This window comes from uncultured Mailhella sp. (genome assembly GCF_947631555.1).
Classification (GTDB): domain Bacteria; phylum Desulfobacterota; class Desulfovibrionia; order Desulfovibrionales; family Desulfovibrionaceae; genus Mailhella.
Window position 1 is genome coordinate 1 of sequence record NZ_CANRLT010000110.1, and the last position, 5,622, is coordinate 5,622.

At 61.1% G+C, this 5,622-nt stretch carries 3 protein-coding genes; 1 reads left to right on the forward strand and 2 read right to left on the reverse strand.

The window, feature by feature from the left end; translation table 11 throughout:
- The first annotated feature begins 228 nt into the window (after window positions 1-228).
- Window positions 229-1,131 carry a tetratricopeptide repeat protein gene (locus Q0Z94_RS10855; protein ID WP_298069617.1) on the forward strand — a complete coding sequence of 301 codons (903 nt, stop codon included), beginning with the start codon at window positions 229-231 and terminating at the stop codon, window positions 1,129-1,131.
- 155 nt (window positions 1,132-1,286) lie between these two features.
- Here the strand turns inward: Q0Z94_RS10855 and Q0Z94_RS10860 are convergent, their stop codons facing one another.
- Both Q0Z94_RS10860 and Q0Z94_RS10865 read right to left on the reverse strand, forming a co-directional pair.
- Window positions 1,287-3,548 carry an ABC transporter permease gene (locus tag Q0Z94_RS10860; RefSeq protein WP_298069619.1) on the reverse strand — a complete coding sequence of 754 codons (2,262 nt, stop codon included), beginning with the start codon at window positions 3,546-3,548 and terminating at the stop codon, window positions 1,287-1,289.
- A 541-nt stretch (window positions 3,549-4,089) separates the two neighbouring features.
- The gene (locus Q0Z94_RS10865; RefSeq protein ID WP_298069620.1) at window positions 4,090-5,484 is read right to left on the reverse strand and encodes a sigma 54-interacting transcriptional regulator; all 1,395 of its coding nucleotides are present in this window, start codon (window positions 5,482-5,484) and stop codon (window positions 4,090-4,092) included.
- Window positions 5,485-5,622: the final 138 nt, after the last annotated feature.

Below are 5,622 nucleotides of genomic sequence, written 5' to 3' on the forward strand. Positions count from 1 at the left end.
TCGGGAAAAGCTGACCGCTTAGAATCAATGCCACAGGGGCTTTTTAGATGTCTACTTGACAGGGGGCAGACCAATACGCAGGGCTTTTTATTCCTTACCCCTGCTGAGCATCTAGTACAGAAACCGTACCTCTTGTTTGCCTTCTGTGCCGTTAGAATCGGCTGTTTTCGTTGACCAGTGTTGCAAAACCGACTAGACCAAAAGATAACGGTACGCAAGGAGAGAACCATGAAAAAATTGCTTGGTGCGCTTATCCAGATATTTCAGCATCTTTGCCCCTTGGGTACGTTTCCCGCAAAGTTTAAAGAAGTCATGACGATGGCCGAACAGGGAGATCCCGATGCTCAGTGGGACGTTGGTTTCAAGTATCTGATAGGCGATGGTGTGCAGCAGGACTATGCCAAGGCCAAGAATTGGTATGAAAAGGCCGCGGCACAGGGGCATGCCATAGCCCAGTTTAATCTTGGCGTCATGTACGATCAAGGTCGGGGCGTTCCGCAGGACTATGCCAAAGCCAAGAATTGGTATGAAAAGGCCGCGGCACAGGGGCATGCCGGGGCTCAGTTTATCCTTGGCATGTTGTACTATTTGGGCCAAGGCGTTCCGCAGGACTATGCCAAGGCCAAGAGTTGGTATGAAAAGGCCGCGGCACAGGGGCTTGCCGGGGCTCAGTTTATCCTTGGCATGTTGTACTATTTGGGCAAAGGCGTTCCGCAGGACTATGCCAAGGCCAAGAGTTGGTATGAAAAGGCCGCAGTACAGGGACATGCCAGTGCTCAGTTTGCTCTTGGTAGCATGTACAATAATGGTCAGGGTGTGCAGCAGGACTATGCCAAGGCCAAGGGTTGGTATGAAAAGGCCGCAGCACAGGGAGATGCCTGTGCTCAGTTTGCTCTTGGTAGCCTGTACAATAACGGTCGGGGCGTTCCGCAGGACTATGCCAAGGCCAAGGATTGGTATGAAAAGGCCGCAGCACAGGGAGATGCCTGTGCTCAGTTCATACTTGGCGTTATGTATGAGAATGGCCAAGGCGTACGGCAGGACCTTGCAGTAGCCAAGGAATGGTTTGACAAACTGTGTGATAACGGTGACCAAAAGGGCTGTGACGAGTATGCCCGCCTGAATCGGTAATCTCGACCGGCCGGAGGCACAAGCGTTAGCGGCTTGGGCGATGACCCCGCTCGCTTACCGCAACCCGGTGCAACGGGCAAAGCCCGATTGCGCGCGGCCTGCGGTAAGCGAGCGGGGAAAGACGGCGGATAAGGAAAGAAAAGGCAAGCCGTCCCCTACTTTGCCGCGGGAGCGGCTTCGGCGGGAGCCGCTGCGGGGGCTTCGGCAGGCTGAGCGGCGGGCGGAGCGGCTGCGGGCGCGGGCTGTTCCACGGTCACCGCCTTTTTGAGGAGCGGCGCAAGCTCGCCCGTCCAGCCGAGGTAGCCCAGTCCCAGAAGCGCGGCGATGAGAACGGCCAGAACCGCTTTCCCCGTTCTGCCGGTCTCGCGCAGGGGATCATGCCCGGTGCGCGTGGCATTGCCCGGCAGCGCGGCTTCGGACGTCAGCGCCCTGCCCAGCAGCAGATTAACCGGAAGCTGACCGTTCACCGCCCAGCCCGAGGCTTCGAGCAGCGGGCCGAGGGTGCGCTTTCTGAGCTTGAGCCAGGCAAGAAAGGCCGATGGGCCGGAAATACAGGCAAACGCCGCCAGGAACAGCAGCGGGAACTGCCACCAGTGCAGGGCCATGAGCATTCCGGCGATGCTGCCCACCGCCGTGCCCAGCGCGCCCAGAGCGATGCCCACGGCGGCGAACAGGCCCACGCTCTTGCTGATGTCGAAGGGCGCCTGCGGCTTGGCCGCCGCGCTTCCAATCTTCTGCGCGGCCGAGGCCATGAGCTTGGATTCCTTGTCGCCGGCGAACTTGTGTATCTGTTCGGCTATCATCTGACTCATGCGCAGGTACGGCGACCACACGGCCTGCTTGATGCTGATGGGGTTGTGCACCAGCTTGACCAGCGTGGCGTCCCAGTCCTGCCCCTCGTCGTCCACATAGACGCCGTTCCGCCCTTCGCGCAGAAAGACATCCGAACCCGCCGTCATGGCGGCCACAATATTCCTGACCTGAGCCGGGGACGTGCCGGAGGCCCGGCGGCGGCATTCGCAGTACAGCAGGCAGAGCTGGCTGAGGGCGGCCATGCCCGCATGCTTGCCCACGTCGGCCACGGGCAGGCACAGACGGCAGCTGCGGCCGTCGATGAACAGCGTGCCCGCCTGGAACGCCGCCGGACGCCTGAGCGAATAAAAGTCGTGGAAGGAGACGAAGTTCATCAGCAGACGGTGCAGATGCCGGTAGTAAAGCGTGAGCCTCTCCAGCTCGGCAAGGTCGCCGGAAGCGGCGGGCACGGCCAGATCCCGCGCCATCATGTCCTTCAGTTCCGCGGCTTCCGGACCTGTGAGCAGCGCCTGAATCTCCTCGTCTGTGAGCGCCGCCAGCGCCGCCGCAGGATCGCCGGCCGGCAGGGACGCCGCGGAAGCCGGAACCGGGCGTGCCGCCAGCGCCGCGCCGTAGGGCGAGAACGCGGCCTGCACCGCGTTCCAGTCGTCTTCCGTCATCACCGCCGCATCGGGCAGAAGCGGTGCGATGAGCCGGAAGAAGGCCGCGGCCTTGGATCGCCATGCCGGATTGAGCCCGAAATCCAGCCGCAGGGGCGCGTCCGGCCCGATGTGCGAAAGCGGCAGCGCGGCCAGGGCTTCCGGCGCCAACAGCCCGTGTTCATCGGGAACGGCAAGCAATTCCTCGGCGTTGAGCGAGGCGGAAGACTGCGGCGCAAAGGCGGCAAGGCGGCAGCGCAGGAAGTAGTCGTCCAGCTTGTCCTTCAGCTCCGTCATGAGCGTCCAGGCCGCGGCGGTGTCCTCTCCCAGGGGATGGGGAGCGGCGTTCACGGCGGCGCGCCAGTCCTGTTCAGCCTTGAGTGCGGCCAGAAACGCGTCCACCCCGGCGGCGTTCAGTCCGGTCCGGCCTCCGGCGTCCTTCTCACCGCCCGCCACGGACAGCGCGGTCCGCACAAAGGCGGCCTTTTCGCCCAGATCGTCATGCGGGGGAAAGATGCCGTCGCCGTTCAGCAGCAGGGCGTTGGCGGCTGCGGCGGCTCCGGCCACGTCGTCCGGGGTGACGGCCTGCTGGTCCTCCTTGCCGAGGTTCTTCAGCACGGCGGCTGCGGTGGCGGCCAGATGCCGGCCCTCTTCGGTATCGGCAAGAGCGGAAAGGGGCAGCGCTTCCGGGCGGGACGCCATGTCCGCGGGATGGGCGAGGCGGCGGCAGGCCCATTCCACGGCTTCCAGCACTTCGGGAATGCGTATGCGGCCATCGCCGTCGCCGTCGAGCAGCGCCAGAGTGCGCGCGTCAAATTCCAGCCCGGACGCCGGGCAGCTCAGCGCGGCCCAGAGCTTGGGGTCAAGTTCCCGCAGGCGGCAAAGCTCCTCCGAAGTCTCCAAAGTCACCTGATCCATGCCGCCGAGCCGATGAAACGCCCATGTCACCTGCCTGTCCTGTTCCATGAAGACCGCCTTATGCAAAAATTTCCGAAGTGCCGTTTTTCCAGAAAAAAGCCGTGGATGGCTGTATTCTTCCATACCTCTCACGCCTTGTCCAGCCATGTCCGGAAAACGGGCGTTCCTGTCAGGCCTCCCATGTCCGGAAAACGGGCGTTCCTGCCGAGCTCCTCCGCTCTCCCCTGCCGGAATCTCCCGCGGGACAAACGCTGCCATCGGACAGGCCGGAACCTTCCCTCGGGGAAGGATTTTCATCATCCTGAAAAAGAAGAGATTTCTCACGCCGCACCGCTTCAGCGCGCATTCTCCCCTGCCGCAGACGGCAAGCCGTTCCGCAGAAAAAGACGGAGCAAAAAACTCTGCCCTGCCCGCCATCCTTTCCAGACGTCACGGGCGTCAAATCCCCGGCTCTGGGTGCAGCTTTGCTGAAAAGCCCCACCCTTCGGAACTGTCGGATGGGAACGGGAAGGAAGAGAAAAAGGGAAACAAGCGTCCCCGGAACAGCCCTCCGAAAACGCCGGACGGCGCCGCCCCGCGTCCTGCGCCGTCAGTCGAAGCGCACTCCCCGCTTCTCCAGGTCCTTGACCTTGCGGAAGATCGTGCTGCGATCCACGCGCAGCTCTCTGGCCACGTTCGCGATATTGCCGTACTTGCGCATGGCGGCCTTCAGCACCGCACTTTCCATATCCTTCATGATTTCCTTATAGTTCCGGCCATCGAACGATATTTCCGGCGCCGAGGTTCCGCCGCCGCTGTTCCAGGAAGAAAGTGTGCGCAGAAAGGGCAGGTCGGAAGGCTGGATTATGTTGTCCGAACAGGCGACGACCAGCCCCTGCACCATGTTCTTGAGTTCCCGGACATTGCCGGGCCAGTCGTGTTCCAGCATGGCCTTTTTCGCTTCCGGCGAAAATTCCATCCTGCGCTCGTACTTCCGGCAATAAAAATCCAGAAAAAAGCGGGCCATGGGCAGAATGTCGTCATGCCGCTCCCTGAGCGGCGGAATCTGCAGCACCGCGATCTTCAGGCGGTAATACAAATCGCTGCGGAACTCCCCGTCGGCCACGGCCTTTTCCAGATCCTTGTTGGTCGCCGCGATGACACGCACGTTCAGCCTTTTGGGAGCGGTGGACCCAACGCGCAGAATCTCTCCGTCCTGAAGGAAACGCAAAAGCCGCGTCTGCATGGTCAGGGGCAGCTCCCCTATCTCGTCAAGAAACACCGTGCCCGTGGAAGCCGCCTCGATAAGCCCCACCTTGCCGTTCTTGTTGGCGCCCGAAAACGTGCCCCCCACATAGCCGAACAGCTCCGTCTCGATAAGGCTGGGGGCGATGCTGCCGCAATCCACCTTGATAAACGGGCTGCCGGCGCGCCCGCTTTCGTTGTGGATGCGATGCGCCAGCACTTCCTTGCCGACGCCCGTTTCGCCGAGCAGCAGAACCGGAGCGTCGGTGCGCGCGATAAGCCCCATCTGCCCGTGCAGTCTGCGTATGGCCTGACTTTCGACGATCTCGGGCACGGAATCCACGGTGCTGTTGCCGGAACTGCTGAGCTTCAGGAACACGTCCAGCAGTTCCTTCTGAAACTGCACTCTGCCCTCCAGCTCCTTCAGGCGCCCGCTGTCGCGGATGAGCGTGACACAGAAGGCAGGACGGTGTTCAAAGTCGAAGATGGGATAGCCGTCCAGCACCAGCTTGGTTCCGTCGCGCAATGTCTGTACCCGCGAGACGTGCTTTCCCGTGGCAATGACTTCGGGGTTCAGAACAAGGTCGAAGAGTCCGTTCTGGGAAAGCTCCCGGACATTCTGGCCTATCATGGTGGCGTAGGGAATACCGGTCAGTTTTTCGTAGGTATTATTTAAATAAAGGACTGTCGCCGAGGCATCGGTGATGCACACGGCGTCGTCGAAAAGGTTTAAAAGCTGATCCAGGTGGTCCTGCAGCATCTTTTCCCTCCTGCGTCCTTTTTATAAGAAACTCCGCTCTCTGGCAATAAGGCAGTGAATAGGAGAGTATCACTTTAATAATGATAAAAGTTCTTCGATCTTGCCGTTAACGCGAAATCGCTGAAACAACGCCAGAGA

What these genes read in the sequence shown, in the direction of transcription:
- Q0Z94_RS10855 (WP_298069617.1), top strand. Translation starts at nt 229, where the DNA reads ATGAAAAAATTGCTTGGTGCGCTTATCCAGATATTTCAGCATCTTTGC.
- Q0Z94_RS10860 (WP_298069619.1), bottom strand. Translation starts at nt 3,548, where the DNA reads ATGGAACAGGACAGGCAGGTGACATGGGCGTTTCATCGGCTCGGCGGC.
- Q0Z94_RS10865 (WP_298069620.1), bottom strand. Translation starts at nt 5,484, where the DNA reads ATGCTGCAGGACCACCTGGATCAGCTTTTAAACCTTTTCGACGACGCC.